General features: G+C 63.6%; 27 protein-coding genes. 12 read left to right on the top strand and 15 right to left on the bottom strand.

The features are described 5' to 3' along the window. The first annotated feature begins 117 nt into the window (after nt 1-117). Entirely contained in the window at nt 118-300 is a 183-nt protein-coding gene (locus tag M1R55_RS08835) for a DUF2256 domain-containing protein (RefSeq protein WP_249394177.1), read from the top strand. Further along, nucleotides 297-1,382, top strand: a complete 1,086-nt coding sequence (uvsE, locus tag M1R55_RS08840; protein ID WP_371827093.1) for a UV DNA damage repair endonuclease UvsE — start codon at nt 297-299, stop codon at nt 1,380-1,382. Before M1R55_RS08835 ends, uvsE begins: the two co-directional genes overlap by 4 nt. Here uvsE and M1R55_RS08845 read toward each other — a convergent pair. The 5 genes from M1R55_RS08845 to M1R55_RS08865 form a co-directional block, all read right to left on the bottom strand. Continuing rightward, entirely contained in the window at nt 1,379-1,774 is a 396-nt protein-coding gene (locus M1R55_RS08845; protein WP_249391443.1) for a VanZ family protein, read from the bottom strand. The two genes, uvsE and M1R55_RS08845, sit on opposite strands and share 4 nt — an antisense overlap. 184 nt (nt 1,775-1,958) lie before the next feature. Beyond that, nucleotides 1,959-2,408 (bottom strand): VOC family protein, encoded by a 450-nt coding sequence (locus tag M1R55_RS08850; protein WP_249391444.1) that lies wholly within the window; start codon nt 2,406-2,408, stop codon nt 1,959-1,961. A gap of 214 nt (nt 2,409-2,622) precedes the next feature. After that, nucleotides 2,623-3,519, bottom strand: a complete 897-nt coding sequence (locus M1R55_RS08855) for a GGDEF domain-containing protein (RefSeq protein ID WP_249391445.1) — start codon at nt 3,517-3,519, stop codon at nt 2,623-2,625. Between the two features lie 3 nt (nt 3,520-3,522). Continuing rightward, entirely contained in the window at nt 3,523-4,128 is a 606-nt protein-coding gene (locus M1R55_RS08860) for a GAF domain-containing protein (RefSeq protein ID WP_249391446.1), read from the bottom strand. A gap of 193 nt (nt 4,129-4,321) precedes the next feature. Then, nucleotides 4,322-4,792, bottom strand: coding sequence for a DUF3197 domain-containing protein (locus tag M1R55_RS08865; protein ID WP_249391447.1), 471 nt, complete (start codon nt 4,790-4,792; stop codon nt 4,322-4,324). Between the two features lie 94 nt (nt 4,793-4,886). On the opposite strand from M1R55_RS08865, the gene M1R55_RS08870 reads away from it, so the two are divergent. Beyond that, nucleotides 4,887-5,585 carry a S4 domain-containing protein gene (locus M1R55_RS08870; RefSeq protein ID WP_249391448.1) on the top strand — a complete coding sequence of 233 codons (699 nt, stop codon included), beginning with the start codon at nt 4,887-4,889 and terminating at the stop codon, nt 5,583-5,585. A 59-nt stretch (nt 5,586-5,644) separates the two neighbouring features. Further along, nucleotides 5,645-6,649: a cell division protein ZapE gene (zapE, locus tag M1R55_RS08875; protein WP_249391449.1), complete on the top strand. Its 1,005-nt coding sequence runs from the start codon at nt 5,645-5,647 to the stop codon at nt 6,647-6,649. Nucleotides 6,650-6,909: 260 nt separating this feature from the next. Here the strand turns inward: zapE and M1R55_RS08880 are convergent, their stop codons facing one another. Genes M1R55_RS08880 through M1R55_RS08890 form a run of 3 tightly spaced genes read right to left on the bottom strand, consistent with a single transcriptional unit; the run spans nt 6,910 to nt 8,860 of the window. After that, a complete protein-coding gene (locus M1R55_RS08880; RefSeq protein ID WP_249391450.1) occupies nt 6,910-8,106 on the bottom strand; it encodes an ABC transporter substrate-binding protein in 1,197 nt (398 codons plus the stop codon). A gap of 53 nt (nt 8,107-8,159) precedes the next feature. Further along, nucleotides 8,160-8,483: a multidrug efflux SMR transporter gene (locus M1R55_RS08885; RefSeq protein ID WP_249391451.1), complete on the bottom strand. Its 324-nt coding sequence runs from the start codon at nt 8,481-8,483 to the stop codon at nt 8,160-8,162. Further along, nucleotides 8,480-8,860: a multidrug efflux SMR transporter gene (locus M1R55_RS08890; RefSeq protein ID WP_249391452.1), complete on the bottom strand. Its 381-nt coding sequence runs from the start codon at nt 8,858-8,860 to the stop codon at nt 8,480-8,482. The genes M1R55_RS08885 and M1R55_RS08890 overlap by 4 nt, the downstream gene beginning before the upstream one ends. 515 nt (nt 8,861-9,375) lie before the next feature. Between M1R55_RS08890 and M1R55_RS08895 the strand changes: the two genes are divergently transcribed. After that, complete coding sequence (locus M1R55_RS08895; RefSeq protein ID WP_249391453.1) at nt 9,376-10,071, top strand: amino acid ABC transporter permease; 696 nt, start codon at nt 9,376-9,378, stop codon at nt 10,069-10,071. 77 nt (nt 10,072-10,148) lie between these two features. On the opposite strand, the gene M1R55_RS08900 is transcribed toward M1R55_RS08895, so the two are convergent. Beyond that, nucleotides 10,149-10,901 carry a MerR family transcriptional regulator gene (locus M1R55_RS08900; RefSeq protein ID WP_249391454.1) on the bottom strand — a complete coding sequence of 251 codons (753 nt, stop codon included), beginning with the start codon at nt 10,899-10,901 and terminating at the stop codon, nt 10,149-10,151. A gap of 138 nt (nt 10,902-11,039) precedes the next feature. Between M1R55_RS08900 and M1R55_RS08905 the strand changes: the two genes are divergently transcribed. From M1R55_RS08905 to M1R55_RS08935, 7 genes are all read left to right on the top strand, one after another. Further along, nucleotides 11,040-11,870, top strand: coding sequence for an AraC family transcriptional regulator (locus M1R55_RS08905; protein ID WP_249391455.1), 831 nt, complete (start codon nt 11,040-11,042; stop codon nt 11,868-11,870). Between the two features lie 143 nt (nt 11,871-12,013). Beyond that, the gene (locus M1R55_RS08910) at nt 12,014-12,676 is read left to right on the top strand and encodes an AzlC family ABC transporter permease (RefSeq protein ID WP_249394178.1); all 663 of its coding nucleotides are present in this window, start codon (nt 12,014-12,016) and stop codon (nt 12,674-12,676) included. Beyond that, nucleotides 12,673-12,969 (top strand): AzlD domain-containing protein, encoded by a 297-nt coding sequence (locus tag M1R55_RS08915; RefSeq protein ID WP_249391456.1) that lies wholly within the window; start codon nt 12,673-12,675, stop codon nt 12,967-12,969. The genes M1R55_RS08910 and M1R55_RS08915 overlap by 4 nt, the downstream gene beginning before the upstream one ends. Nucleotides 12,970-13,083: 114 nt before the next feature. Then, complete coding sequence (locus tag M1R55_RS08920; protein ID WP_249391457.1) at nt 13,084-14,829, top strand: PASTA domain-containing protein; 1,746 nt, start codon at nt 13,084-13,086, stop codon at nt 14,827-14,829. Between the two features lie 24 nt (nt 14,830-14,853). Next, nucleotides 14,854-15,987: a cysteine desulfurase family protein gene (locus M1R55_RS08925; protein WP_249391458.1), complete on the top strand. Its 1,134-nt coding sequence runs from the start codon at nt 14,854-14,856 to the stop codon at nt 15,985-15,987. After that, complete coding sequence (locus M1R55_RS08930) at nt 15,984-16,586, top strand: HD domain-containing protein (protein WP_249391459.1); 603 nt, start codon at nt 15,984-15,986, stop codon at nt 16,584-16,586. The genes M1R55_RS08925 and M1R55_RS08930 overlap by 4 nt, the downstream gene beginning before the upstream one ends. Before the next feature lie 109 nt (nt 16,587-16,695). Further along, nucleotides 16,696-17,295, top strand: coding sequence for a hypothetical protein (locus M1R55_RS08935; RefSeq protein WP_249391460.1), 600 nt, complete (start codon nt 16,696-16,698; stop codon nt 17,293-17,295). A 29-nt stretch (nt 17,296-17,324) separates the two neighbouring features. On the opposite strand, the gene M1R55_RS08940 is transcribed toward M1R55_RS08935, so the two are convergent. The 6 genes from M1R55_RS08940 to M1R55_RS08965 form a co-directional block, all read right to left on the bottom strand. After that, entirely contained in the window at nt 17,325-20,123 is a 2,799-nt protein-coding gene (locus tag M1R55_RS08940) for a valine--tRNA ligase (protein WP_249391461.1), read from the bottom strand. After that, entirely contained in the window at nt 20,116-20,628 is a 513-nt protein-coding gene (locus tag M1R55_RS08945) for an NUDIX domain-containing protein (RefSeq protein WP_249391462.1), read from the bottom strand. The genes M1R55_RS08940 and M1R55_RS08945 overlap by 8 nt, the downstream gene beginning before the upstream one ends. 405 nt (nt 20,629-21,033) lie before the next feature. Next, a complete protein-coding gene (locus tag M1R55_RS08950; RefSeq protein ID WP_249391463.1) occupies nt 21,034-21,798 on the bottom strand; it encodes a hypothetical protein in 765 nt (254 codons plus the stop codon). A gap of 197 nt (nt 21,799-21,995) precedes the next feature. After that, nucleotides 21,996-22,517: a DUF4388 domain-containing protein gene (locus M1R55_RS08955; RefSeq protein WP_249391464.1), complete on the bottom strand. Its 522-nt coding sequence runs from the start codon at nt 22,515-22,517 to the stop codon at nt 21,996-21,998. Between the two features lie 286 nt (nt 22,518-22,803). Continuing rightward, nucleotides 22,804-23,943 (bottom strand): NAD(P)/FAD-dependent oxidoreductase, encoded by a 1,140-nt coding sequence (locus M1R55_RS08960; RefSeq protein ID WP_249391465.1) that lies wholly within the window; start codon nt 23,941-23,943, stop codon nt 22,804-22,806. Between the two features lie 284 nt (nt 23,944-24,227). Then, nucleotides 24,228-24,902 (bottom strand): DUF1345 domain-containing protein, encoded by a 675-nt coding sequence (locus tag M1R55_RS08965; protein ID WP_249391466.1) that lies wholly within the window; start codon nt 24,900-24,902, stop codon nt 24,228-24,230. Between the last annotated feature and the right edge of the window lie 75 nt (nt 24,903-24,977).

The raw sequence follows: 24,977 nt of genomic DNA on the forward strand, positions 1-24,977 counted from the left end.
CCCGAACCTACCAACTTCCTTCATTCGGGCAGCATTCCCACCTTCCCCCGCCGCGCCAGCCGTCATATTGGCCCTATGGCAAGGCGCACGAACGGAGAAAAAACAGCCGAGAAGACAATGGGTGGGGGCCGCAAACCCAGCGAACGGGCTTCTAAAATTTGTGTGGCGTGCGGGCTGCCGTTCAGTTGGCGCAAAAAGTGGGAGCGCGACTGGGAGGGCGTCAAATACTGCTCGGATCGCTGCCGCACGGCGGGGAAAAGTGTTGTTGGGCAAGGCACAGGTGCGGGGGCCAAAGCATGAGCCTGCCCCCTCTAGTCTCCGGCCCGGCGTATGGCCTCGTCTGCATGACCATCGGGCCAGAAGTCCACTTCCGTACCATCACCCTCACGCGTTACCGGATGCTGAAGCCGGAAGCACGTGAAAGCACGCTGCTGAATCTGTACGCCGACAACATCTCGCGGGTGCGGGCGGCGGCGGCCTTCTGTGCGGCGCGGGGCATCCGGCTGTACCGCCTGAGTTCCAGCCTGTTCCCGATGTCCGATCTGGTGGACGACGACACGGGCATGGCGGTGCTGGATCACCTGAAACCACAACTGCTGGAAGCAGGCCACGCCTTCGAAGACGCCGGAATTCGCGTGCTGATGCACCCCGAACAGTTTATTGTGTTGAACAGTGACCGCCCCGAAGTGCGGGTATCAAGTTTGCGGGCCATAGAAGCGCACGCGGGCGTGATGGACAGAATGGGACTGGCCCGCAGCACGTGGAATTTGCTGCTGCTACACGGCGGCAAAGGCGGGCGTGGCGCAGAATTGGCCGCCCTGATCCCTGATCTGCCCGATGGCGTGCGGCTGCGTTTGGCCCTGGAGAACGATGAACACGCTTACGGGGTGGAAGACCTCTGGCCGGTCTGTCAGGCGACGGGTGTGCCGCTGGTATTCGATGCCCACCACCACGTTGTTCACGACAAGCTGCCCGACCTCGATCACCCCAGCGTGCGCCAGTGGACGTTGGCCGCCCGCGACACCTGGACGCCCCCCGAATGGCAGGTGGTTCACCTCAGCAACGGCATAGACGGCCCGCAAGACCGCCGCCACAGCCACCTGATTTCGCACCTGCCCACTGCCTATGCCGATGTGCCGTGGATAGAAGTGGAGGCCAAGGGCAAAGAAGAAGCGGTGGCGGCGCTGATGCGGGGGGAATTGGCGGAGTTGGCAAGCGTGGTTCAGCCCGCCGCCGTGCCAGCCAATGTGGAAGATGCGTCTGCCGAAGCTGTATCTACTCAAGCTGCGGCACAGGCCAGCGCCACCAAAAAGCCCGCCAGGAAACGGGCCAAAAAAGCGGCAACGACTTCAGAGAATGCGGTGTTGGAGCCTGTGAACTAGGTGCCCGGAGTCTGCTCCGGGTCATCCCGCGAGTCGTTCCCGCCAGTTCCCCTTCTTTTGACCCCCAATCCTGCCCCTAGCCACGCGCCCGCCGTATCAAAAAACCAATCTACAATTCCGGCTTCCCGGCCCGGCACAAAAGCCTGATGCACTTCATCAATTGCGCCGAACCACACGGCGATGACCCACGCCACCTGCCAGCGCCCCGTTGCGCGGCCCAAGACAAAAGCCAGCGCCAGATACGCCAGAAAATGAGCCACCCAGTCCAGCGGATGGCGCAGCGGCGGCCCCGGCGTATCGCTGCTGGCACTCAGGAGCCAGATCACGGCCATGATCAGCAGGGCCAGTGCCCACCACAGACCGCGCCGCATTGGGTGGGCGTCGGCGGTCATGCGGATTCCGATTGAACAGTGATGAAAGAACTGGGCAAGCCGAGCAAAGCGACCCGTAGAGCTGCGGAGCAGAGTGGGAAAAGTGCGGATTCGAGAATGGAGTGAGCTTTCGGTCGAGGGACGACGCTTCGCTCAGGCCCGTTGGGCGCTTTCCCGAAAGGGAACGGAATGGCCGGCATCCGAATCATTGGCTTGCAGGCGGCGCGGGATGTTCCACCAGTTCTATCAGCGTGCCCGCGCCCCATCTGGGATGAAGAAAGGCCACCCGCGTGCCTGCCCGCCCCGGCGTGGGTGCGTCCTGCAAAAAGCGTGCGCCGAGGCCCCGCAGCCGCGCCATCTCTGCGTGCAGGTCGGCCACGCGGTAGGCGGTGTGATGCAGCCCCGGCCCGCGCCGTGCCAGAAACGCGGCAATAGGGCTGTCTTCGCGGGTGGGGGCCAGCAGTTCTATCAGCGTTGGGCCTGCCCAAAACGCCCGCACCCTCACCCCCTGAGACCCCACTTCTTCATCCGGGCCTTCTGGCACGAGCCCCAGCGCGAGGTAAGGCAGGCTCCCTTCGTCCAGGTCAGGCGTGGCAATGGCGACATGATCGAGCGTCAGATCAGAAGGTGAAAGTGAATGGGGCGCGTGTGACATAGACCAGCAGACTAGAGCAGTGGCCAGGGCGGGCGCGGTTTAGCTGGTCTTTAGAGCAGTTGTCGAAAGAGTTGTTTGTTGTTGACCGAACGGAGGGAGTGAATTCGGGCGAGCAGTGGAGAGAAGGGAAGCGTCAGAGGTTTTTTTCTGACGCTGTCATTCGGACAACTGCTTGAGGCCTTCCGTGTGCGCCCGGTTTCATTGGTCGCCCGCTTCAGAAACTGACTGCCGACACCTCGCGTTTGGCTTGGCGTTCGCGTTTCTGGGCGTACATGCGCTGATCGGCGGTTCGGAGGGCAGAAGTGGCGTCTGGGGCGTCGTGCGGCACGCCCGCAATGCCCATACTGGCGCTGGCCGGATAGCCTGCTTCACGCACATGGGCCGAGGCCCGCGCCACCAGCCTCAGCAACACACCGTCTGCGTCCCCGGCAGCCGTCAGGTGCAGCAGCGCGTATTCGTCGCCGCCCAAGCGGTAGGCCGTGATTCCGGGCGCATATAACTGGTGGGCAAATTCGCGCAGCAACATATCTCCGCTGGCATGGCCCATCGTGTCGTTGACGCATTTCATGCCGTCCAGATCAATGATCGCCACCGTATAGGGTTGGCCCGACTTCGTGGCTTCGTCTACGGCCATATCGAGGGCGCGGCGGTTGCCCAGCCCCGTCAGGGCGTCGGTCAGGGCGGCCCGCTCCAGCGTCTGCACATGTCCGGTGCGCTCCAGCACCACCTCGATACTGCGGGCGGCGGCCTCCAGCAGCGTGCGCTCTTCGGGCGTCCATTGGCCCAGTTCTTCAAAGCGCATCATGACCAGCACGAAGGTTTGCGACGCCGCTGGATGAGATAAATGCAGCCAAGCGGTGCGCTTTACGCCGATGGCCAACCAGGCGGGAGAGGCGTACTCATAGCTGGAATACTCCTCTACAAAATTGATGTTATGGGTACTGACATGCCGGTGCGCGGGCGCTTCTAGAGCCACGAACCGGGCGTGAATGGTCTCCAGATACGGCTGTGCTGCCACACTCGCCTCCTGATGCAGCAGTTCTGCGCCGCTGGCTGTCAGGTGCAGCAGGCCAAACCAGTCGGAGGGCACCCGGTCCTGAAGAATCTGCATGGCCTAGCGGGCGGTGTCTTCGGGGGTCAGGGGTTGCTGCATCAGCTGGGCAAGGTCGCGCAGGGTGGCGGCCTGATCGCGGGCCAAGGTCAGGTCGCGGGTGTTGGAGCGCAGGGCCAGCTCATCCATCACCACTTCGGCCAGCGCCGCCAGGACTTCCAGTTCTCTGGCCCCAAAATGCCGCACCTGATGATCCAGGACGCACAGGGTGCCGAGGCTCAGGCCGTCTTCTGTTTTCAGGGGCACGCCCGCGTAGGTGTGCAGGTCGTGGCCTTCGGGGGGCTTGGCCGCCATCGTGCCTGCAAAGCGGGCATCTTCGGCCATATCGTCAATGATCATGGCCTGACCGCCCTCGACCACCCAGTCGCACGGGGCAAATCCACGTGGGATGCTGCCGCGCGGCATGCCGTGCGAGGTCTTGGCCCACTGCCGCGTGGCGTCCATAAAATTAATTGCCGCATAAGGCACGTCCAACACCCGCGCCACCAGCGCCGTAATTCGGTCAAACCCCGCTTCTGGGGGCGTGTCCAGAATTTGCAGGCGGGCAAGCTCGATCAGCCGTTCTTGCCCAGAGGCGTCTTGCTCAGAGGCGGAGATGGGATGTGACACCTCGGCAGTGTAATCATCCCACTCCAACGTTCCTCTGACGGCCAGCACACTGATGTTCTGTAAAGATCTAACTGGCCAGATCAGCGGGTACCTTTTTGAGCAGCGTTCTCAGCGCTCGGCAGGGTTGACTAACTTGTCAGTAAGGCTGTGCTGAACTGGCAGGGATTCCTCCCTGCTCTGACAGCTCTCTGGTTTAAGCGTCTTCCCAGTCCTCTTCATCCACGGGCTTGAGCTTGGGCAAGGTGGTGTAGATGCCGGGGTCACTGGGATTGCTCGCGGCGATCAGGCGGCCCACCTCTTCGGCGTCGGGTTCGGCCAGCACGCGCACAAAGTCGGACGAATTCAGCACCGTTTCGCGCACGGGCCAGTTGCGCTCGTGTGCCCACTGCACCAATTCGGCCAAGGCTTCTGCACCGGGGCGGCCATAGCGCGGCCCAAACGCGGGGGCGGCAATGACAGCTCTCCCATCCTGAACGATCAGCGCCGCATATGCCGCGTTCAGGCGGTCGCCCTGACGGTCTGTGACCAGAATCAGGCGGCCACCGGCCCGCGCCGAGTCTGCAAGGTGGGCCTGTACCGCACCCCACGTTTCCTGCGGCGCACCGGGCACGCCCAGCGGGTCAGAGACTTGCAGGTCTGTGGGTGAACGGTGGGTGGGCTGCATAGAAGCAGTGTAGCGGCGGGGGGCCACCAGATGAGCCAGCATGCCTATGAACTGTTTGGGAGCGGCAGGCGCAGCGGGGCGCTATCTTGCCCCCATGAAGCAGAAACTCGGCACATTGGTCGCGCAGGCGCGGGGCGGGCGCGTGGTTCGCACGCCATTCTTGGACGGCGACGAGATAGACCGTCGCCTGCTGCAAGACGACGAGGTACGCCACAAGATCGCGGGCGGCTTTCCCGATGCCCGGCGCGTGATCCTGACCATCTATCCGGCCCATATTCCAGACGTAGACAGCGGCATCACCGTGCTGCGCGTGATGCCCGAAGAAGCCGCGCCCGTGTGGGACTTGCAAGACCTGACCGTGCAACTGCGCAAGCTGGAACTGAACGAAGATCAGATCGGAGATGTGCGCGAAGACCGGGGCGCGTTCCTGATCGCCGCTACTGGCAAGGCCGCACAAGCCCTGGCCGCCCTGACGGAACTGGGCGGGCGCGGCCTGGACGTAGAAGACGTGGGCGAAAGCGCAGGCAAAAGCAGCCGCGTGCGCGAAGTGGTGGTTCCTTCTATGCGCGTGGATGTGGTGGGAGCCAAAGGCTTTGGTGTCAGCCGCGCCTATTTTCAGCAGGGTATAGAGGGCGGCAAGGTGCGCCTGAACGGTCAGCCCGCCCGCTCCAGCAGCGATATCCGCGAAGGAGACAGCCTGAGCGCCGAGGGCCTGGGCCGCATAGATTTCAAGCGCGTGGTGAACGAAACGCGCCGGGGCAATTACAAGGTGGAGTTGGATGTTCATAGGTGAGGGCGACACCAGGTGGAGTGCCAACCGCAGAAACCGCCCCGACAGGCTGAGCCTCTGCCGTGATTGATCTGCTGGCCCGCAACCCCAGCCTCTCGCCGGAGGAACTGACGGCGGGCCTGACGCCCAGTGCGCGGTTTCAGGGCGTGCGCTTTGAAAACTACCGGCCCAATCCCGGTTTTCCCAGTCAGGCAGAGGCGCGGGCCAGTTTGCAGGCGTTTCTTCAGGGGGCCCAGGTGCGGCCCGGCGGCTTCCGGCTGTTCCGTAAAACGCGCTCCGAGGGCCGGGGGCTGTATCTGGACGGCGGCTTCGGCGTGGGCAAAACGCACCTGCTCGCCAGCACCTACCACGCGGCACACGGCGTCCGCGCCCTGATGAGCTTTCAGGATTTGATGTACATCATCGGGTCGCTCGGCATGGTGCGGGCGGTGGAAGCCTTCCGGGGCCACCAACTGCTCCTCATCGACGAATTTGAGCTGGACGATCCCGGCAATACCCACATGGCAAACACCTTTTTGGGCCAACTGATGCCCGCCGGGACCAGCGTCGTCGCCACCAGCAACACCGAACCCGGCGCACTCGGACAGGGCCGCTTCAATGCCTCAGATTTTCAGCGCCAGATTCAGGGGATTGCCACCCGCTTCGAGACCCACCGGGTAGATGGCCCCGATTACCGTCAACGCGGCACGGTGTCCGAAGGCCCGCTGTCGCCCGAAGAGTGGGCTGTGTGGCAGGCCAAGCAAGACCCGGCAACTTTCGCGTTGGTGTCTCACCGTGACCTGAACCGCCACCTGTTGGAGGTGCATCCCAGCCGCTTCACCCCAATGCTGGCGGGCGTGGGCGCGGTGGGCCTGCACGATCTGGCCCCCATGTCCGATCAGAACGTGGCGCTGCGCTTCGTGCATTTTATAGACAAACTGTATGACCTGGGCCTGCCCGCCGCCCTGACCGGGGTGCCCCTGAACGCCCTGTTCAGCGACGAGTACCGGCACGGCGCGTATGCCAAAAAGTACAGCCGCTGCCTGAGCCGGGTGAGCGAGTTGCTGCGGGAAGCGAGGGGAACGTGACGGGAGAGCGGGAGGGGCAATCCACGGAGATCAAGTCCTTGCTGTTCTGCCGGTGAAACGGTTGCGGGAGGCGGTTCCACGCAGTGCGGTTTGTTAACCGCCTTTGGTTCCGCTGTGATCTGGGGCTGGGATTGGTGCTGGCTGAGTTGGGCGCGGTGGCCGGACGGGTTTGTCTCGTTTGGTCATGGCCTCAGAGTACTTCTGTTCACTTCCACTCTAAACCCACCGCCTACGCGTTTGGAGTGCCTGTCTTTCCTCGGCTACTTCTGCGCTTTCGCCTGAGCCTCGTCCAGTGCTGCTTTTGCCGTCAATTTGCCCGTCGTGGCCTTCAGAATCGCGTCTTCCAAGTACGTGGCCCACTGGCCTGCATCGGGCGTATTCAGGCGGGGTACGGCGCGGGCCAACTGGTCATGGGCGGCCCGGAGTTGGGGGTTTTTGGCGTACCAGTCGGATAGCAGCGGAGTCACGGCGCGGCGGGGCGGGGCGTAGGCGGTGGTTTTGACCCAATCGGCGAGCCTCGGCGCTTCCATCAGATAAGCCCAGAAGGCCACGGCTCCGGCCTGCTCACCTGCGGGCGTACCACGCGGAACTGCCAGGTTTGCGCCGCCCAGTGGTACTGTGCAGTTGCCCACCTTTTCACACGGAAAGGGCGCGATGCCGAGGCTAAAAAAGGGCAGTTTCTTGGCGTCCACCCAGTTGGCGACGCTCGCCAGCACGAAGGTATTCTGGCCGCGTGCAAAATCAAACGCGGCGCGGGTGGCCTCGTTCAGCGTGCGAGGTTGGGCCAGTCCAGTGCTGCTCATGCGGGCCAGTTGGGTCAGGGCTTCCACAGCGTCGGGGCTGTTGAGCGTGGGCTGGGTGCCGCTGCTGAGGGTGCCGCCCCGTGCCAGCACATTGCCTTCAAACGTCCAGGCGTCGGCGGCGATGACCAGGGGACGCTTGCTGCCGCCTGCCAGTTTGCGGCTCGCGCTTTCCAGTTGCGTCCACGTATCGGGGGCCGTGATCTTGGCGCGGTTCAGTGCGCCCGCGTTATACATCAGCACAGGCACGCTCACGTTCCACGGTAGGCCCAAGCGCCGCCCACCTGCCTCGCCCGCCTTCCAGACGGCTGGGGCAAAGTCGCGGGTCAGTGCGTCGGGCAGGGCGTCTAGGGGTCTGGTCAGGTCGGCCAGTTGCCCATCGGCGGCCATGCGCGAAAACTGGGTGTATTCCAGTTGCACCAACGCCGGAGCCTTGCCCGTTTTCAGCGCCGTTTGCAGGCGCGGCAGCAACTCGCGGTAGTTACCCAGCGATGTCGGCACCACCTCATATTCCGTCTGAGAACGGTTAAATTCGCGGGCATAGTCGCTGACTTTGGCCTGCACGCCGTCCATCGCGTGCCAGAACTCCACCCGAACGGGCGCGGCATGGGCAGAAGCGGCGAGCAACACAGACAGAGGCAGGGCAAAACGCAGCATGAGCCGAGTCTAGCGGGGCAATGTGACGCGGGGTTGATGGCAGGGTGTTCAGATCACCCGTGCGAATGCAGCAGCGCCACACTGCCCAGAATGATCGCCAAGCCAACCCAGGCTGTCGGCGTCAGGCGTGTGCCGTCCAGGCGGCGACTCAGCAGCGCGGTGGTCACGATACCCAGCCCGCCCCACGCAGCGTAGGCCACGGCCACAGGCACCTCGCGCACGGCCACGCCCAGCAGCGTAAAGGCCAGCAGCACCAGCGCCACCGCCGCCACGCCCAGCCCCTTGTGCCGGAATCCATCCGAACGCTTGAGCAGCAGGTTTGCCAGCACGTCCAGCGCCACCGCGCCCACGATCAGCAGCAGGGCAAACGGGGTCATGCAGCTTCCCGAGAGAGGGCAGTCAGGCGGGAAATGTTGGCCGGCTGGGCCTCATGACCAACCGTGCCCCGGTGCAGCAGGGTTGCGCCCAGCAGCAGGCCCACCAGCGCCAGCAGATGCGTCGGCGTCAGGTGTTCGCCCAGCAGCACTACGCCTAGCCCGCTGATGAGAACGAGGCCCACCGCTTCCCACACGGCAAACGCCACCGCCACCGGAATCTGCCGGAAGGCTTTGGAGAGCAGCACATACGACGCGGCGAGGAGCGCGTAGGTAATGATGAGTTCCAGCCCCGGCGTATGCATAGAAAACAGTTTCAACGACAATGTGCCCGTCACTTCAAATGTGATGGCCGTAAAGAGCGCGATCCAAGACCGCATAACTACACCAATCCTTTGCCTGAATCCTCGGTTGCTGGGATTCTAGGCGACTTCTAAAACAATTAGATAATTTTTGTGTATGCCCGCCGAACACGATTCCGGCAAACTTGACGGCAGAGCTAAAAGCCCGCTAAGTCCAGGAACGGACGTAGAGCCAGTCAATTAGTGCAGCGGGGAACAGTGCTTGAGTCCACAAGACAACCCGTTTGTTCTGCCTAGAAATTGTTACCAACACGTACTTTCACGCTTCCTTGTAGGCCGCACCCGTAAACAGGGGCTTGGGCTGGAGGGGAGAGCAGACCGCCTAGTCTCGCCGCACGTATTTCGTGCAGGAACCGTCACGGGGCTGGGCGCTTGTTGGCGCGTGACCCGCGTGCAGCAGTCCGACGCCCTTATTCTAGCCAATCGGTGTCAGGGCGCGGTGAGCCGAAGCTGATTTGGAGTACATGTTGGGGTGGCACCGTAGGTCATATGGGTGTTCGCTCTGACGGCCCGCCGCCCCGTATCCTGATCTGATGGCCGCTTTGCTAGAAGGCTTCCGCACCATTTTTGCCGGAGAGTATCCACGCCTGCTGCTGTCGGGACTGGGGGTCACGCTGGCCGTCAGCCTGTGTGCGCTGGGCGTGTCGGTGGTGGTGGGCACGCTGCTGGGCGTGGTGCGCGTATTCCGGGTACCAGTGCTGGGCGTGCTGGGCAATATCTATGTAGAGGTCGTGCGCGGCATTCCGCTGATCGTGCTGCTGTCGGTGGTGTATTACGGCCTGCCTGCGCTGGGGCTTACGCTGGATGGCTTCCCGGCAGCGGTGATTGCGCTGGGCCTGTATTCGGCGGCCTACACATCCGAAATCGTGCGCGGCGGCCTGAACAGTGTGCCGCTGGGGCAACTGGAAGCCGCCCGCAGTCTGGGGCTGTCGCGGGGGCTGTCGCTGCGCTTCGTGGTGCTGCCGCAGGCGTGGCGGGTGGCCCTGCCTGCCCTCGGCAACGAATTCATCAGCCTGATTTTGGGCAGCAGTTTGGCGAGTGCCGTGACCCTGCAAGAACTGTTCGCGCAGGGCAAATACATCACAGGCGTCACCTACCGCCAGTTCGAGGTGTACGCCGTGCTGGCCGTGGTGTACTTCCTGCTGACCTTCATTCTGACCCGCCTGATCCGCCTGCTGGAACGCCGCGTGAGTCGGGGGGAAGTGGTGGCGTCGCGCCGGGTGATTTAGGGGCGGGAAGTGGAGAAGGCAAAAGAGCGGGGCTGCAACTTGAATGTTGTTGCAGCCCCGCTCTTCCCACTCACCACTTACTGCCCTTTAGCCCACCCCTGCACCGCCGCCGCCTGATAAGCCGCCAACCCCGTCCGCGCCTTGTCAATATTTTTGGTGAATCTAGGGTCGTTCACCCACATTTCGCTGACATTGGCAAACATGCTGGGAGGGGAGTCGTAGTACCAGCGGCACTGGTGCGCGTGGTGCTGGGCCACAACAGCGCTGGCTTCAGGCGAGTCGGGCGGCGTTCCGGCGTCCATCAGGCCGATGTAGGCAGCGGTGATGGCATTCATTTCTGCCTTGATGGTGTCCCAGTCCTGCTGGGTGTACCGCTTCACGCGCTCGGTACTTTGCTTGTAGGCGTCGGTTTCGCCCCAGCGGTCTTTGGCTTCCTGCTCGTACTCGGCGGGATCGAAGCCGTCGAACAGCTTGCTTAGGTCTTCTTTGCTCATCTCGGTCATGGTTTTTGCTCCTTCGGCGGCGGCCAGTAGGGTTTCTAGGGCGTCCAGCATGGCCTGATTGCGCTTGGCCTGCTCCTGCAACAGCTTGCGCTGAAGCTTCAGGGTTTCCAGCTCGTCGGCTTCGGGGTCGTCCAGCACGGCGCGAATGTCGTGTAGCGGCAATCCCAGTTCCCGGAACATCAGAATGCGGTGCAGGCGTTCTATGTCGCCCGCCGAATACAGGCGGTAGTTGCCTTCCGTGCGGGCCGATGGTTTCAGCAGCCCCAGTTCGTCGTAATGGTGCAGCGTGCGAATGCTGACGCGGGCCAGTTTGGACAGTTCGCCCACCGTCCAGCTTGAATCCGTTTCTGTAATCTGTTGCGTGCTGATGCTCGTTCACCTCCTTCTGACCACAGCGTAGGGGCTGACCCCGCGTGAGGGTCAAGTGGGGGAGAGCGCAAGCGAGCAGGCAGCTACACTGCGGCCATGAGCGCCCCGTCTCCTCCCCTTTCCGAGCGGGCGTCATTCTGGCGCGATGCCGAATTGCCGGGGGTCAACATGCTCACGGCCCGCTATGTCACCCACCGATTTCTGCCCCACGCACACGATTCGTTGGTGTTGGGCGTCATAGAGCGCGGCGCGGAAAGTTTTCGCTACCGGGGAGCGCGGGTGCTGGCTCCGGTGGGCAGCGTGGTGGTCATTCCGCCCGGCGAGGTGCATACGGGCGAAGCAGGACGGCCCGGAGGCTGGGATTACCGCGTCATGTACCTCCAGCCACACTGGATAGAAGCTGTGGGCGGATTGGTTTCAGGCGGTTTTACGGGCAGCGTCCTGACTGATTCGGCGCTGGCCTCTGCGGTGAGGCGGGCGCAGTTGACACTGACCCACCCGCACGCCTCTCCGTTGGTGCGGGAAATAGTGTTGCAAGAAGCCCTGACTCTGCTGCTGGCCCGCTACGCAGACACGCGGTCAAACCCAAGCCCCACGCACGCGCCTGACGCTGTGCGGTCTGTGCAGGCCCGTCTGGATGCTCACCCGGAACAGGCCGTCAGCCTGACCGAATTGGCCCTGGGGGTGGGCCTCAGCCCGGCGCATCTGGCCCGCACTTTCCGGTCTGTGGTGGGTGTCGCGCCGCATACCTACCAGATGACGGCGCGAGTCGGGTTGGCCCGCGACCTGCTGGACGCTGGAGAAACGCCCGCCTCCGCCGCGTTGTTGGCGGGCTTTGCAGATCAGGCGCACCTGAACCGGGTCTTCAAGCGGGTTGTCGGCGTGCCGCCGGGACTCTACCGCCGCACGTTCGCGGCGCGGCCCTGATTCTGGCTGTACGTCGCGGTGGCCTACCGCAAGATCGTTCAAGACGCCCCCGGTTCGCTTCTCCTATCTTGACGATCATGACCCTGCCCACTCCTCCCTCACCCGCCTTCTGGCCCCCGTTCTGGCGCGGCTTTCGTGCGCTGATGCCGCTGTGGTTGGGCATGGTTCCCTTTGCCGTGGCCTACGCGGTCACGGCGCGGGCGGCGGGCCTCAGCGTGCTGGACACACAACTGATGAGCGTCACCGTGTTCGCGGGTGCGTCGCAATTTGCCGCCGCTGGGCTGTTCGCCAACGGAGCGAGCGCTCTGGGCATCATTGCCACCACCGCCCTGCTCAATGCGCGGCATGTGCTGTACGGCCTCAGCCTCTCGCGCACGCTGCCGCTGACCCGGCCCCAGCGTGTGCTGGCCGCCCAATTCCTAACTGACGAAGCCTACGGCGTGGCGGTGGTGCGCGGCCCGCAGGAACCCGGCGGCCTCACCTTCGCCTTCCTGCTGGGCGCGGAACTGAGCCTGTATTTCATCTGGAATCTGTCTACGTTGGTGGGCGCGTTGGCAGGCGCGGTGCTGCCCGATCCGGCGGCGCTGGGTGTGGCTGTCGTGTTCCCACTGGCCTTTCTGGGTCTGCTGGTGCCCCTGCTCAAAGACCGTTTGACCGTGCTGGTGGCGTTGGCATCGGGCTTGGGCGCGTGGGGCCTGTCTCGCATTCTGCCCGGCGGCTTGGTCATCCTGCTGGCCGGAATCGGCGGGGCGATGCTGGGGGCCTTCCTGTCTACCCGCAACCAGAAGAAGGCCATCCAAGCATGAGCGTGCTGCTCGTCATTTTCCTGATGTGGGCCGTGACCTACCCGGTGCGCTGGCTGGGCCTGAGCCTGGGCCGCCTGCATCTGCCCCCCTTCTGGCTGTCGTTTCTGCAATTCGTACCCGTCAGCGTGTTCGCCGCCCTGGTGCTACCCGAAGTGCTGGGCAGTCCCGAATGGCCCCGCCGCCTGGTGGCCTGCGTGGTGGGCGGCCTGCTCATGTGGCGCACGGGCAGTCTGGCCCCCGGAATCTTGGGCGGATTCGCGGCGTATTGGGCGGTTCGGGTCTTGGGTTTGTAGAACCCTGCTGACCAACAGGCAGCCCACCAGCGTTTGAGTTCTCTGTCCCCCATTTGGCCTGTCTGACACAGACCACCACCCACTCACTGTTCCCTGCGCTATGCTATTCCCCGCATGACTGGCCCGGAACCACGTTCACAAACAGACATCGGGGCGCTGCCGCCTCCGGCAGTCATTGATGGCAAATATGAAGTCGTGCGCGAGGTTTCGCGGGAAGGGAACGTCACGGTCAGCGAGGTGCGGGCAGGCGAGGGTGTAACCCGGCGTGTGGCGTGGTTCGACGTGAGTACGCCCGCAGATCGGCAGGGCTTCCACGCGTACCGCACGGCGCTCAGAGCCGTTCAGCCTGCGGGCCTGACCGATGTGGTGGCGCGGCCCGGAGCCTACTACGCGGTGTGGCAACCGGTGACCGGACTGCCGCTGGCCGATCTATTGGCCCAGCCCAAAAAGCAGGAAGAAACGGTAGAAGCCCTGCGCGAACTGACTGCGAGCTTGGCCGAAAACGGCTTTGCCCTCAGTGACGCCGATGTGGTGCTGGACGGCCTGGAGCCGCGTGTGGCCTACCTGCGCCCCGCGCCCGCTGGCCGCATCCCCGAAGAAGTGGCCCTGCTCAATCAAGCGGCACTGGCTCCCCTGTTGGGCGGCAAAATCAAGCGCAAGCGGCAGCCGGGGGCGTGGCTCACGTTTATTCCGGGCCTGCTGTTTTTGGGCGGTGCGGGCTATCTGGGGGCGCAGGCGGCGCAGGTGTACCTCAATCCCCCGGTGCGTGAGGTCGCGGCGGTCACGGGCCAGAATGCCCAAACAGCGGCAGAGGCGCTGGCGAAAGCCGGATTTCTGGTGGAATACACCGACGGCGAGAGTGCGGGCCTGCCGGTGGGCGCAGTCATCCGCCAGGATCCTGCCGCCGGAACCAACCTACCCGTAGGCCGTCAGGTCGTGCTGACCGTCAACAACCCGCCGCCGCTAACTGTGCCGAGGCTGGAAGAACTGACGCCCGATCAGGCCCGCGCCGCCCTGCGCGACCTGTCGCTGACGCTGGGCAAGGTGGTCAAGATAGACGGCAGCCTGACCAACACGCCCGAAGGCCGGATCATCGCGCAACTCCCTGAACCCGGTTCCACCATGCAGCGTGGCCAATCGGTGCAGATCATGGTGTCTACGGGGGTACAGGGCAAGGCCACTTTTATTGCCGACCTGACGGGCATGACCTATGCACAGGCCCGCGAACACGCCCGCGCCGCCGGATTGGTGGTCACCGATACCAAGCCGCAGGCCAGCGACCGTACCGAAAATACCGTGCTGGCGCAAACGCCCGCGCCGTATGTGCGTGTGTCGGTGGGCAGCCCGGTCATACTGACCATTGCCACCGCCCGCTACACCGCCCCCAGTTTGCCAGCGGGCAGTTTGCCCCTGCCGCCGCCATATGTGCCGCCCGTGCCCGTGCAGCCCGAACCCCCTGTAGAGGAGCCTGTGCAGCCGGAGCCTACGCCGGAACCCGTGCCGGAGCCTGTGCCAGAAGCGACGCCAGAGCCGGTCACGCCCGACGCCGAACCCGTGACGCCCGAGACCATCCCGGCCACCCCGCCCGCCGAGGAAGCTCCTGCCGATTCACCTGTGCCGGATGCCAATGCTCCGGCTTCCCGCAGCATCAACTTCCAGTACACCTTCCCCGCCGATCTGCCTGCCGGGAGCTACAGCATCGTGGTGCGCGATCAGGACGGTGAGCGTGAGGTGTTGTCAGCCACCGACAGCGGGCAACTGGCCGGAGCCACCGCCAGCAAATCCGACCTGGCGGTGCGCGGCGATACGGTCTTCGTCATCCGACGCGACGGGCAGGAATTTGCCACCGTTGCCCCGTAACAGGTGGCGCAGACTGAAGTCCCTATGATTTATCTCGATTACGCGGCCACCCACCCCATGACCCCAGAAGCGTTGGCGGCCTACGTGCAGGGGGCGGCGTTGCCCGGCAACCCGGCCAGCGTACACGGCGCAGGGCAGGCGGCCCGTGAGCGGCTGGAAGAAGGCCGGGCGCGGGTGGCCGCCGTCCTGAACACCGATCCCCGCAACCTGATCGCCAACGGCGGCGGCACCGAAGGCGACAACCATGTGCTGCTGGGTATGGCGCGGGCGTGGCAGGAAAAACACGGCAGGCCCGGCCACCTGATCACCACGCCCACCGAGCATTCGGCGGTGCTGGCCCCCGCCCGCGCCCTGGCCGCGCAGGGCTGGGCCGTGACCTGGTTGGCCCCCGACGCGCATGGCCGCTATAGCCCTGACCAACTGACCGAAGCCCTACGCCCTGAGACAGCATTGGTCAGTATTCACCACGCCAACAACGAGATTGGCACCGTGCAGGACACGCCTGCGCTGGCGGCGGTGGCCGCTGCGAAGGGCGTGCTGTACCATACCGACGCGGTGCAGGCTCCCGGCGTGCTGAAGCTGGATGTGGCCGCGTGGGGCGTCACGTTTGCCACCATCAGCGCCCACAAATGGGGCGGGCCGCGTGGCGTGGGCTTCCTGTACGTGCGGCGCGGCACGGTGCTGCCTGCCATCACGCTGGGCGGCGGGCAAGAAGGCGGCCTGCGCCCCGGCACGCAAGACACGGCGGGTGTGTACGCGGCGGGAGTGGCTCTTACCCAGGCTGAAGCAGAGCGGGAAGCCACGTTTACCCACCTGTCGGCCCTGCAAGCGCGGTTCATGGGGCGCATTTCGGCCATTCCGAATCTGCGGGTCAACCATCCACCGGAAGGCAGCCCCAAAGTCGTGTCGGTGACGCTACCGGGGGCCGACGGCGAGGCCCTGCTGATGAATCTGGACATGCTGGGCATCGCCGCGAGTGCCGGGAGTGCCTGCGCCGCCGGAACCATGCAGCCCAGCCATGTGCTGAGCGCCATTGGCCTGAGTGAGTCCGACGCCCGCGCCAGCCTGCGCTTTTCTTTTGGCCGGGCCACCACCGACGCCGAAGTGGATAGCGCGGCAGACGCTCTGGCGCAGGCGGCAGCATGGAGCCGAGGTTGACCGTTCCGAGTGCTGCCGTGGCCGAGCAATTGCTGCTAGACGCCGAGGCCCTGAATCCCGGCGCGTGGGTACCGCACTCGCGCAATGTGGCGTTGGCCGCCCAGTACATTGCCGAGCGGCACCCCACCCTAGACCCCCAGCGGATGCACACGCTGGGTCTGCTGCACGACCTGGGCCGCCGCACCGGGCCGAATAAAGACCGTCATATTCTGGACGGCTACGATTTCCTAATGGCGCTGGGCTACGAAGACGCGGCCCGAATTGCCCTGACCCATTCCTTCGCTATTCCCGATCTGGACACCCTGCAAGGCGCGTGGGACGGCACACCGGACGAATTCGTGCGGCTGGGGCAACTGCTGGCTCCCCTCACCCTGTCGGAAGAAGACCGTTTGCTGCAACTGTGCGACATGTTGGCGCTGGCCGACGGCTTTTGCACCATGCAGGAGCGGATTTTGGATGTGGCGTTGCGCTACACCGTCAACGACCGCACCCCGGAGAAATGGCGAGCGCAATTGGGCCTCAAAACCCACTTCGATGGAGTCTGCGGGGTCAATATCTACCGCCTGCTGCCGGGAATGGTGGAGCGGTTGCTGGCGTAAGTTGGGCCTCGTCCACCTTTAGCAGGATGCGCGACACTGCCCAACAGAACTACAGTTCAGCATGACTCGGCGTCAATGCTTGACTGTATTTTTGTGCTGCGGCCTGTGCATGACGGCACAGACTGGCGCGTCTGCCGCGCCGCTGAAGCTTTCCTACACTGGCAGGAGCGTTACCGTGCGGCAAGCGGGCCGCGTCCTGTGGAGCAGAGCGATGCGGGCCGAAACCTTTCCCGCGCATGAGGGAATCTTGCACACGGCCCCATTGCGCGGCGTGCTGGGGCGTGTGGCTTACGTGACCTCCTGCACCGATGGTTCACGTCTCTACTGTTTTACGGCGGGTTTTGACAAACGCAGCGGCCATCCTCTCTTCACGGCAAATGGAACTCCTGTAGCCATTGGCGCGGGCCAACTGATTACCAACTACTGGAGCGACCCAGCAGATATGCCCTTTACCGTCGTGCAGGGGACGCGCATTGATCTCAGCACTGGCAAGGCCAGCCGCGTCGCGTTCTCTATTCCGCCCCGGCCCGGTTGCGGCAGCCTGAATATCTCGGTGGGCCTGATCGGGCGCACCACTTACGATGCCCGCTTTGCCTATGCTGAGCAGGATGATAAATGCGGCGCGTTTGTGGCCCGCTTTGATTGGCATGGCCCCAATTCACAACAACCGGTGCTGCTTCCCTACAAAAAAACACCCGCCACTCCGTAACAAGGGGCGGGTGCTTTTTTAACTCAGGTTTAAGCGAACTGCGCCAGCACGCCTTCCAACCGTTCTTTCTGCACGCCGAAGTCCTGCACGCGGCGTTGTTCTTCCTCGATCACCTCGGCGGGGGCGCGGGCCACGAATCCGGCGTTGTCCAGCTTGGCCTGCGCCTGCTTGATCTGCTTGTCCAGTTCCGTCAGGCGTTTGCGCTGCTTGCCCAGCCAGTCCTGCACGTCCACGGTGCCTTCCAGCGGGGCGCGAACCAGCACGCCTTGCTCCACGGCGCTCAGGGTGCGGCCTTCCAGCGAGGGGACGAGGGCCACGCGGGCAATGGTTTCCACCACCCTCGCGTTTTGAGTGACCAGCGCGGCCTGCTCGCCCTCCACCGTCATGCCGAGGCGGTCTTGCGGGGCCAGCCCAAGTTCGGCTTTCAGGCTGCGGGCGGCGCTCACAGCTCCGCGCAGGGCAGCGAAGGCGCGGGTGGCTTCGGGGTCGTGCAGCACGGGGTTTTCCTTGGGCCAAGAGTGCAGCGCCAGTTGGCGGCGGTGGCCCAGTGCCGCGTAGACCTCGGAGGTCACGAAGGGCATGAAGGGATGCAGCAGTTTCAGAATATGCTCCAGCACGGCCTTCAGCGTTGCCAGCGTGCCGAGGTTGCCGCTGCTGAGCGTGGGTTTGGCCGCCTCGATGTACCAGTCGCAGAATTCATCCCAGGTAAAGGAGTACAGCGTGCGAATGGCCGCGCCGATGTCGAAGGCGTCCAGATGCGCGGCAGCTTCCGCCGTCACCGCGTTCAGGCGGCTGATGATCCAGCGGTCGGCCAGCGTGAGGTCGGCGCGGGCCTTCAGCTTGGTCAGGGCGTCGCCGGAGCGCAGAGGGTCGGAGCCATGCAGGTCGCCGTCCTGTTGATGTTCTGGGGTCGCGCTCCGCACATAGCGGGTCAGGTCATCGGTGCCGGTCAGCGCGGGCGCGGCCTCCCCGATCCGCATCAGGGCAAAGCGGGAAGCGTTCCAGAGCTTGTTGGCAAAATTGCGCCCCTGCTCGAAACGGCGCGGATCGTGCTTGATATCCTGCCCGCCCGTGCTGAGGCTGGCGAAGGCAAAGCGGCAGGCGTCCACGCCGTACTGGTCGAACAAATCCACCGGGTCGATGCCGTTGCCCTTGCTCTTGGACATCTTCTGACCCTTGCTGTCCAGATACAGGCCGTGCAGCATCACCGTGCTGAAGGGAGCCTCTCCGGTCAGGTGGTATCCGGCCATTTCCATGCGCGTCACCCAGAAAAACAGGATGTCGTAGCCCGTGACGAGCACCTGCGTCGGGTAGAACTTGCGGAAATCTTCGCTGTCGGTGTCGGGCCAGCCCAGCGTGGAAAAGGGCCACAGGTTCGACGAAAACCAGGTGTCGAACACGTCAGGGTCACGGCGCAACGTCAGGTGGGCGTAGCGGGGATCCTGGTCGCAGTCCAGTTCCGGGTTCCCCGCGTCGGGCACGTACACCTTGCCTTCCTCGTCGTACCACGCGGGGATCTGGTGGCCCCACCACAGTTGGCGGCTGATGTTCCAGTCGCGGATATTCTCCAGCCAGTCGCGGTTCACCTTGGCGTAGCGCTCCGGCGTCAGCGTAATTTCGCCCCTATCCAGCCCTTCCAGCACCTTGGCCGCCATCGGTTTCACGCTCACGTACCACTGCGTGCTGATGATCGGCTCCACCGGAACCTTGGTGCGCTCGCTCAGGCCGATGGCGGTGATGTGGTCGCGTTCTTCTATCAAGTCGCCACTTTCTATAAGTGCGGCGGTGACGGCCTTTCTTGCAGCAAAACGCTCCATGCCCCGGAAGGCTTCCGGCACGAGGTCGGAGGTCAGGTTGCCGTGCAGGTCGATCACGCTGGGGCGGGGGAGACCATGGCGCTCGCCCACCTCGAAATCGGTGGCGTCGTGGGCAGGCGTGATCTTCAGTGCGCCCACGCCAAAGCCCATTTCCACGGCTTCATCGGCAATGATGGGAATCAGGCGGCCCGTGAGAGGAATCCGCGCCTGCTGGCCCACCAGATGTTTAAACCGTTCGTCTTCGGGATGCACGGCGATGGCCTGATCGGCAAAAATCGTCTCCGGGCGCACGGTGGCGATCCTGATCTCGCCGGGTTCACCGTTGCTGGCTGGCTGAGCCGGGTCTTCCAGCTTGTAGGCCAGCGTGGTCATCTTGCCCTTGCGTTCCTCGCGGTCTACTTCCAGCTCGCTGAGGGTGGTCTGCGCCGCCGGATCCCAGTTCACGATCCGCTCGCCCCGGTAGGCCAGCCCCTCGTGATACAGCCGCACAAATTGGGCACGCACGGCGCGGCTCAGGCCCTCATCCATCGTAAAGCGCTCGCGCGTCCAGTCCACGCTGACGCCCAATCGGGTCAACTGGCTCAAAATCACGCCGCCCGACTGCCCTTTCCAGTCCCACACCCGCTTCAGAAATTCCTCGCGCCCCAAGTCAAAGCGCGACTGACCAGCCTCGCGCAACTGCTTTTCCACCACGCCCTGCGTCGCAATCCCCGCGTGATCCATCCCCGGCAGATACAGCGCCTCGAAGCCCTGCATGCGCTTGAAGCGGATCAGCGTATCAATCAGGGTGTTGTCCAGCGCGTGCCCCAGGTGCAGGTTTCCGGTCACGTTGGGCGGCGGAATCACGATGGTGAAGGGGGGCTTGCCGCTGTTGGCATCGGCCCGGAAGGGTTCGCTGCGCCAGCGTCCGGCCCAGGCGGGTTCAATGGCGGCGGGGTCAAACTGCTTGGCAAGGGCAGACGTGTTTTCGGGGGCTTCAGCGGCAGTGTCAGCAGGCGTGGGGTCAGTCATGGGCAAGGCTCCTGTTCAAAGGGTGTGAATCGTGCGGTTCGGCTGATTGAGCAAGGAAGGAATGCAGGTGGGCTAAGGCGGCGTCCATCTCCCAGTCCAGTTCGGGGCGGTTCAGATCAGCCCAGCGGAAGGCGAAACGGTGGCCGTCTGCGTGCTGAATCCAGGTTGGGGCAACGCCGTCCGGTGCGGCAAAAGCGAAGGCGTAGCAAACTTGGCGTGTAAAGCGTTCCGGGAATTGAGCTTCCCAGCGGTAGGCGGCCAGAAAATGTGGGTTGCTGAGCGTCAGGCCTGATTCTTCCCAGAGTTCCCGTACGGCGGCCTCGGCTGGGGTTTCGCCCATTTCCAGGCCGCCCGCAGGCACCTGTACACCCGCGTCTGGCGCGTCTGCATGATCGAAAACCAACAGCTTTTGACCGCCATGCACAAGGCACAGGACTTTCTCGCGCAGGCCCAGAGCTTGGGCGTCGGCGCGCGCCTCCGATTCGGAATTGTAGAATGTGACCACCACTTCACCCCCAGCCTTCTGGCCTTCAGAGACCGACAAAAACGCCTCGTCCGCCGGAATTGCTTCCGGACGCGGACGAGACGTGAGGCCCTGTATGACGAGGCTGTGTATCCCGTGGTACCACCGCACTTCCCTGCCAAATGCAGGGCGCTCTTGCTGCGCTGTAGCGGGCGCACCCGGACGGGTCTACTGGGCCTGCCGTGCCGGATGAGGGCGGGGACTGGCCGTTCTACCGTCTTGCTCGCGGGCGACGTTCTCTGGTGGCTGACCCACCCCGGCTCTCAGTCTCGGCGGGGCTTCCTGTGGGGGCCGAACATTCAAATAAGACCATTACGATCAGAACGTCCAGATACTCTTCCCGGTCACTGCTCCCCCAGTATACGGCGTACAGAGATAGGCCACCCTTTATTTTTCGGCGGGCGCACCGGGCAAACTGGGACTGGGCAAATCGGCAATCTCGAAGCGGTACAGCAGCGGCTTTTTCATGAATCCACGCGGCACGGCCACGGTGACGGTGCGGTAGGGCACGCCCGTCACCGCAGCGGCCACCGGAAAGGTCAGGACCTCGCTGCCCACGCGGGCGCTGCGGTCACCGATGTCCAGCACGCCCTCGGCGCGGCTCAGCACGTCATACGGGTGCTGGATCATGACCGTCATTTTCACCTGTTGGCCCACCAAACTCCGTAGCGGGTTGGCGTCTTGCTCAAAAGAGGTGCGGATTTCGTCGGGCAGGCGTTCGCGCGTTACTTTCACCGCCAGCGCGTATTCGCCTATCGGAAATACCACTTCGCGGATCAGGGTTACGCCGTCGCCCTCGGCCTCGCGGAAGGCCTGAAGCAGGGCGGCGCGGCGGTTTTTCATCAGGGTTACGGGGGCAGTGGTGCCGCCTGTGCTGCGCTGCCCCATCGGGAAATCGCCCCGCTGAATAAAGCGTTCGGCCTGCAACAGGGTTTCTTCGCGGGTGCGGAAAGCCCGTTGCAGTACGGGTTCGTGGGGTTGCCAGTGGCCGCCCGAACCGCGCTGCATCCAGTCCACCCATAGTTCAAATCGGTCTTGGTATTGCCAGCTCGGATGCGCTCCAGCGGCTGCCGTTGCCCCGCGCTCCGTCATTTCCTGTTGGGTCTTCGGCTCTGAACTGTGCGTGCCGGGTCTAGACGTGATCGCGCTCATGCGTATCCTCCACTCCCTACATCATGCCTGAGCTTGTGAACGCGTGGGCAAGAGCGGTTACATAACAAGCTCATCTTTGGATTGAGGCTTGGCCCAGCAGTCTATTTCCAGCCGTGTTCTCAAGACTCCGGCCGCTATGAATGCGTCCAGTCTGCGGTCACCACGCTTTTCTTACCCACCACTGGTGGAGTTGCCAGTCAACCCACTTCGATCAGGCCCGCCGTCAAAAAGGGCTTGAGCGTATCCAGCACCTGGCGGGGGGGTAAACCGCTGCGGTCTAACAGGGTTCGGAGCGCCACACCGTCAGGAATCAGGCTCAGGGCGCGGTATTGGTTGCGGGTTACGGGTTGGGTATCGTTCCAGCGCGCCGTAAATCGCACAGGCTTTTCCCAGTCTGGAAAGGAACGCAGCAGCACGATCCACGCTTCGTTGTCGTCCAGCATGCGCCGCAGGGTGGCGTCGCGGCGCAGAGCCAGCGTGCGCGAAGGCGGGATCAGGTTCGGCTCGAATTGAAACTGGCCGCCGTCCAGACTCGCCAGCATTTGCAGGGCCGCCTCTCCGCTCAGGCTGCCCGACTGGGCATGAATGACTTCGCCGGGATCGAGCCACAGCGCCCCGCCGCGTGGGTGCTCGACGCTAAAGCGGCCTGCCCGCCCGCTCGACAGCAGCATCTGCATAACCGATAACAGGGGAAAAATAGCCAGATCACCACGTACCATGAGTAAACGCATTCTAAGGGCTGACGACTTGAAAAGGCAGGGGTCAGCTTGAGGTGCTGGGGGGGGAGGGCCAGATTGAGCCCTCAACTACGATTCGAGTCGTGTCTAAACCACACAGCCTGCTCCCTCCCTTCGGGCTGTGCCAGTCAAGGGGAGCGAACAGCTTGTATCCCACCTCTAGGGGGCATTGCGGAGCAATGGGAGGTTGGCCCACAACGCCGCTAGCCAAAAAAAGAGCCAAGCAAGGCAGAACGCCCGCTTGACCCCTTTTCACAGTTCCTTAAATTCAGTCGATGCTGGCGCGCCAACGCCACTCGCTGGCCCGTTTCATCACATGGGCGAGGCCGCCCGTAATCGCCAGTTTCTGGTTCCAGGGGAGCTTCATCCAGCCTACAGCCATCAGTCCGCCGAGGCTCACGAATTCGCCCAGAGTGGTGGGCTCATAGGCTTCGGGCTGCTCACCTTTGGCAAGGCGCATCAGGTTTTTGCCCGTCAGTCGGCCTTGTTGCCCGGCGTGCTGCGCGGTGGTGGGCACCGGCTTGCCTTCCTGGTTCAGCGCGAGGCTCATATCACCGATGATGAACACTTCGGGGTAGCCTTTGGCCCGCAGTTCGGCGTCTACGGCAACGCGCCCGCCGGGGCCTTTTTCCAGTTTCTGGCCCTTCAGGATGTCTCGGGCCTGAATGCCGCCTGTCCAGATGATCTTGCCAGCGGGAACAACTTTCTGCTCGCCGTCGGCGGTCTGCACGGTCACGCTGTCGGCGGTGGCCTGCATCAGGCGGTGGCCGACCAGAATGTTGATGCCGTACTCTTCCAACGTCTTTTGGGCTTTCAGGCGCAGGGCTTCGTCCAGAATGGGCAGGATCTTGGGGCCAGCTTCGACCAAGTGAATCTTGAAGGGGGGCAGGCCGCGCTCCTTGCTCAGCAGTTCGGCCCGCTGCGCGAGTTCGGTCACGAGTTCTACGCCTGTCAGGCCCGCGCCGCCCACCACGATGTCGCGGTTGCCGTGATAATCGTTGGCGAACACGCGGTTCACGTAGTTAAAAATCTCGTCGGCGTCGCTGAGCTGCTTCAGTTCGCTGGCGTTTTCGGCGAGGCCCGGAATGCGGTAAAAGTTGGTCACGCTGCCGAGGCCCACGACCAGGGTGTCATAGGTCAGCACGCGCCCGTCTTTCAGGGTCACTTCCTTCTCGTCCAGATTCACGCCTTCCACCTGCGCCTGCTCCAGATGCACGCCTGTGCCTTTCAGCAGTGGCGCGAGGGGCATGGTCACGCGGGTGTTGTGCGCGGCGGCTTCGTGCAGGCGCGTTTCAAAGGTATGAAAAGCGTTTTGCTCAACCAGCAGCGTTTCCAGGTCGGGAAGGGGTTTCATTTTGGTGGCAACTGCGAGGCCTGCGTAACCAGCGCCGAGAATTAGGGTCTTCATATCCTTGCTCCTGTGGGGGAACCGCTGGGGCAACCCCCAAGATTCCTGTGAATTGATTCACGAGGTAACGTTCAGGCAGACTCCCGCCTGTGTAACGCTTCACAGTGTACACCTTACACCAACTCACTGCGCCTCTTTAAGAACGGTCTTTTGGTTGGATCAAGGCGTCCTGCGGCTACCGAATTGGGGGCTAAACAGTGTGTGGCTCGGCGTTCTCTGTCAACGCTTTGCCCTCACCCTAGTCTAGATGCTGTTACGGCTAGCGTTGCAACTTTTGATGCAGTTCAGCCGACCAGCCCCGCGACGGCATTGATCGTGACGGCGATGATCACGGTCACGAACACGTACGACAAAAGGGCGTGCTCCAGCAGCAGGCGGCGCATGGCCCTGGAGGTCAAATTGGTGTCGCTGACCTGAAATGTCATGCCGATGGTAAATGACAGGTAGGCGAAATCTCGGTAGTCGGGGTCGGAGAGTGTGCCGCTCTCGCCCTCCTTATTGTCCAAAAAGATCACGCCGCCCGCTCCACCGTCGTAGTAGCGGTGGGCATAGTGCAGCGTGTACTGCGTATGCACCAGCACCCAGGACAGCACCACCGTCAGCACGGCCAGCGCGGTGATGCCGACTTTGTCCAGCCCTTCTTTTGGCCCCGCCTCGTGCAGCGCGTAGCCCACGCCGACCAAGCTCACCAACGCCGTAATCGTGGTCAGGAAGGCCGACACAGCGCGGGTATCGTCTTCGCGGGTGGCAATGGCTTTGGTGCGCTGCCCACCGCAGTGCAGCATCACGCCCCAGAGTCGGAGCAGATGCACGGCGCAGAACGAGACCCAGCCGAAGAGAGCGCGGCCTTCCCAAGGCAAGCCGCGCGGAATGAATAGCGTCAGGAGGAGCCAGACCAACGCCCCTGCCCCCGCCGCAACCGCCAGATGTGTGCCAGCGGTTCTGGATTCGTGGGGCATGGGGAGAAGATAGTGCGTGGAAGGGCGTCTAAGGGTCTAGGGTCGTAGAAGGGCAAGCGTTGGTGCTCACTCACC

The organism is Deinococcus sp. QL22, from assembly GCF_023370075.1.
Classification (GTDB): Bacteria; Deinococcota; Deinococci; order Deinococcales; family Deinococcaceae; genus Deinococcus.

Excerpts from the sequence above, each read along its gene's own strand:
- M1R55_RS08835 (WP_249394177.1), top strand. The coding sequence starts at position 118 with ATGGGTGGGGGCCGCAAACCCAGCGAACGGGCTTCTAAAATTTGTGTG.
- uvsE (WP_371827093.1), top strand. The coding sequence starts at position 297 with ATGAGCCTGCCCCCTCTAGTCTCCGGCCCGGCGTATGGCCTCGTCTGC.
- M1R55_RS08845 (WP_249391443.1), bottom strand. The coding sequence starts at position 1,774 with ATGACCGCCGACGCCCACCCAATGCGGCGCGGTCTGTGGTGGGCACTG.
- M1R55_RS08850 (WP_249391444.1), bottom strand. The coding sequence starts at position 2,408 with ATGTCACACGCGCCCCATTCACTTTCACCTTCTGATCTGACGCTCGAT.
- M1R55_RS08855 (WP_249391445.1), bottom strand. The coding sequence starts at position 3,519 with ATGCAGATTCTTCAGGACCGGGTGCCCTCCGACTGGTTTGGCCTGCTG.
- M1R55_RS08865 (WP_249391447.1), bottom strand. The coding sequence starts at position 4,792 with ATGCAGCCCACCCACCGTTCACCCACAGACCTGCAAGTCTCTGACCCG.
- M1R55_RS08870 (WP_249391448.1), top strand. The coding sequence starts at position 4,887 with ATGAAGCAGAAACTCGGCACATTGGTCGCGCAGGCGCGGGGCGGGCGC.
- M1R55_RS08880 (WP_249391450.1), bottom strand. The coding sequence starts at position 8,106 with ATGCTGCGTTTTGCCCTGCCTCTGTCTGTGTTGCTCGCCGCTTCTGCC.
- M1R55_RS08885 (WP_249391451.1), bottom strand. The coding sequence starts at position 8,483 with ATGACCCCGTTTGCCCTGCTGCTGATCGTGGGCGCGGTGGCGCTGGAC.
- M1R55_RS08890 (WP_249391452.1), bottom strand. The coding sequence starts at position 8,860 with ATGCGGTCTTGGATCGCGCTCTTTACGGCCATCACATTTGAAGTGACG.
- M1R55_RS08895 (WP_249391453.1), top strand. The coding sequence starts at position 9,376 with ATGGCCGCTTTGCTAGAAGGCTTCCGCACCATTTTTGCCGGAGAGTAT.
- M1R55_RS08905 (WP_249391455.1), top strand. The coding sequence starts at position 11,040 with ATGAGCGCCCCGTCTCCTCCCCTTTCCGAGCGGGCGTCATTCTGGCGC.
- M1R55_RS08910 (WP_249394178.1), top strand. The coding sequence starts at position 12,014 with ATGCCGCTGTGGTTGGGCATGGTTCCCTTTGCCGTGGCCTACGCGGTC.
- M1R55_RS08915 (WP_249391456.1), top strand. The coding sequence starts at position 12,673 with ATGAGCGTGCTGCTCGTCATTTTCCTGATGTGGGCCGTGACCTACCCG.
- M1R55_RS08920 (WP_249391457.1), top strand. The coding sequence starts at position 13,084 with ATGACTGGCCCGGAACCACGTTCACAAACAGACATCGGGGCGCTGCCG.
- M1R55_RS08925 (WP_249391458.1), top strand. The coding sequence starts at position 14,854 with ATGATTTATCTCGATTACGCGGCCACCCACCCCATGACCCCAGAAGCG.
- M1R55_RS08935 (WP_249391460.1), top strand. The coding sequence starts at position 16,696 with ATGACGGCACAGACTGGCGCGTCTGCCGCGCCGCTGAAGCTTTCCTAC.
- M1R55_RS08940 (WP_249391461.1), bottom strand. The coding sequence starts at position 20,123 with ATGACTGACCCCACGCCTGCTGACACTGCCGCTGAAGCCCCCGAAAAC.
- M1R55_RS08950 (WP_249391463.1), bottom strand. The coding sequence starts at position 21,798 with ATGAGCGCGATCACGTCTAGACCCGGCACGCACAGTTCAGAGCCGAAG.
- M1R55_RS08955 (WP_249391464.1), bottom strand. The coding sequence starts at position 22,517 with ATGGTACGTGGTGATCTGGCTATTTTTCCCCTGTTATCGGTTATGCAG.
- M1R55_RS08960 (WP_249391465.1), bottom strand. The coding sequence starts at position 23,943 with ATGAAGACCCTAATTCTCGGCGCTGGTTACGCAGGCCTCGCAGTTGCC.
- M1R55_RS08965 (WP_249391466.1), bottom strand. The coding sequence starts at position 24,902 with ATGCCCCACGAATCCAGAACCGCTGGCACACATCTGGCGGTTGCGGCG.